Source organism: Bradyrhizobium sp. (assembly GCF_049581145.1).
In the GTDB taxonomy this organism is placed as follows: Bacteria; Pseudomonadota; Alphaproteobacteria; order Rhizobiales; family Xanthobacteraceae; genus Bradyrhizobium.
In genome coordinates this window covers 1-2,247 of the sequence record NZ_JBAURI010000843.1, presented here as the reverse complement: position 1 = coordinate 2,247, position 2,247 = coordinate 1, and the positions used below count along the sequence as shown (strand labels likewise).

Sequence of the window (2,247 nt, the reverse complement as noted above, 5' to 3'; positions counted from 1 at the left end):
GCGGCCATTCACTGGACACGCCATTGCGTCGGCCGGCGGTCCAATTCGTCCATGAGCGCCAGCACGATCGCCTCTGCGATATTGCGCGCGCTAACCTTTTGCAAGCCAGTCCATGCAGGCATGCTGTTGACCTCGAGCACTGTCGGCGCGCCGTCAACGGTCACGAGCACGTCGACGCCGGCGATGGCGGCGCCGACCGCTTCGGCCGCCGCAATTGCGAGACGCTCCATGACCAGATCAGGCGCAACGGCCCAGGGTTGGCCTCCCTGCTTGACGTTGGTTATCCATGTCGAGGCGCGGCGCATCATCGCGGCGACCACGCGACCGCGTAGAACGAACAGTCTATAATCCCTGAAGTCCTGGGTTTCGATCGATTGAAAACGCTGTAGATAGTAAACGCCTGCGACGTCTTCCGGACCGGGCAAATCTTCTGGCCGTCGAATCAGGCGCAAGCCCTTGCCCTGCGCGCCGAACAGCGGCTTGAGCACGAGCGGGCCGCGCGACGCTTCGCGTTCAACGAGGACGCGCGCGGCCGACGCCGATTCCATCGTCCATGTCGGCGGCGTCGGCACGCCGGCCCGCGCGAGCAGAAAGCTCGTCATCGACTTGTCGACACAGCGTTCGATGGCGCGCGCATCGTTCCAGACGACGACTCCTAGTTTCGCCAACGCGTGGAGGATACCCAGACGTTTGGTGATCGCCTCGAACGACCCGGCCGAAAACGTGCGGACATGCACTGCGTCGGGCAATTGCGATCCCAGGAAAGGCAGCGCCAGTCCGCTCCGACTGCGCGTGTCGAAATCGCATGCGGCAAGATCGATCCGGAGGACACGCGCGCCAACTGCGGCGAACGCCGCTTCCATTTGGCGCGCGTGCCAATCCCGTTGATCGCTAACGATAAGAATCGTGGGACCGATCGCGCAGCCGGCCGGCGCGTCAGGCGAAGGAGGCATCTAGCAACTTGTGATGCATCGCTCCCGCGTGAAAACTCTCTCCACTGTCGATTGCGGTGACGATGACCTCGGCCGGACTGAACAGCATGGGGTCGATGGCGTAGAAATCGCCATTAAACTGTTTGAAAATCTCGGCAAACGGAGCGCCGAAATCGCGCGACGCGCGACTTGGGAGCGCCTCAGCGAGAGCCCTCGCGTCCGCCGCCGGCCCGGTGACGTAGAGCTGCGCGCGTCCACCGTAGATGATGGCGTCGTTGGTGCGGCCCATCGCGGTGACGAAATCGGGATGTGGGGGGCTCAGGGGCGCGGCGCCCATGCCGTTGATGATGCGCTCGAGTGGGAACTTAAGCTCATGCGCTTTATGCAACGCCACTTCCAACACCCGCGCGATCACCTGTGCGCCCCCGGCCAAGCTCTGCGTCGGAGCGTAAATCACGGTCAAAGCGAATGGTGCGACCTTGCACTCGCGTGTCACGCTCTCCACAATCTCGGGCGGCGGCGGACGCCCGCTTTCGATGACGAGAGTGGCGACATCGGCTTCGTCACGATAGCCGATGTCTTTCAAAACCGTCTCCTTTTGCGCGAGCGCACGAGCTGGGCCGGAACCGAGAGCGAAGAATGCATCTTTGCCGGCGCCGTGCGTCAGGCTCCACCCCGCGTATTGGCTTCCAAGGCACGCGATGACCGGCTGCGGCGAACTTACCGCGATTGTCCAGGGCCAGCGCGGAGTCGCACTATCCGGGGTGAGCCGAACTGCCCCAAGGCCCCCGAGGCAGATTTCCGCGATACGCAGCCCTGCTTCGATGCCGCCGCGCCGCTTTGCGCCGGCGTCGATCAAGGTTTCCCCGAGCAACCCGCGCGCAACCCCGAGGTTTAACATTGCGGCGTCGCGGCGCAGGGCAGCCGTCAATTTTTCGGCGCGTCTATTGACGCTTATGGTCTCGACATCGCTCAATGTTCCGCCTCGCAAACGAGAGCGATGATTTTTCGCGCCCGCTCGTTGGCGCAGATTCGCGCCAAATCGGCGGTCGCGCCGGAGGCGAGCGTCGTGCACAGGGGATCGCCGGCGGCGATGCGCGTTCCGGGCGACGGTCGGTCGACCATCCAATTTGGCCAATTCCGATCCTCACGCAACACGATGTCGCAGGGGGCGTAAACGATTTCGGCCGCATTGATCGCCAAGCTCGGCGAAGTCGGGATTAGACGTCCCTCGCAGGCGGCGACGTGATTCGCAAACAGAGCACCCTCGTTCGAATCGAACACGTCAAGCGTTGCGCCCGGCCGCGGGTTGACC

2 protein-coding genes and 1 pseudogene are annotated in these 2,247 nt (G+C 63.7%); all 3 read right to left on the bottom strand.

All coding sequences use genetic code 11. The features are described 5' to 3' along the window. Nucleotides 1-8: 8 nt before the first annotated feature. The gene (locus WCB02_RS27710; RefSeq protein WP_423962945.1) at nt 9-953 is read right to left on the bottom strand and encodes an ATP-grasp domain-containing protein; all 945 of its coding nucleotides are present in this window, start codon (nt 951-953) and stop codon (nt 9-11) included. Beyond that, nucleotides 937-1,908: a methenyltetrahydromethanopterin cyclohydrolase gene (gene mch / locus WCB02_RS27705; RefSeq protein ID WP_423962944.1), complete on the bottom strand. Its 972-nt coding sequence runs from the start codon at nt 1,906-1,908 to the stop codon at nt 937-939. The genes WCB02_RS27710 and mch overlap by 17 nt, the downstream gene beginning before the upstream one ends. Next, nucleotides 1,905-2,247: pseudogene (locus WCB02_RS27700) on the bottom strand (hypothetical protein); the annotation flags it as partial. The pseudogene WCB02_RS27700 and the gene mch, both read right to left, overlap by 4 nt.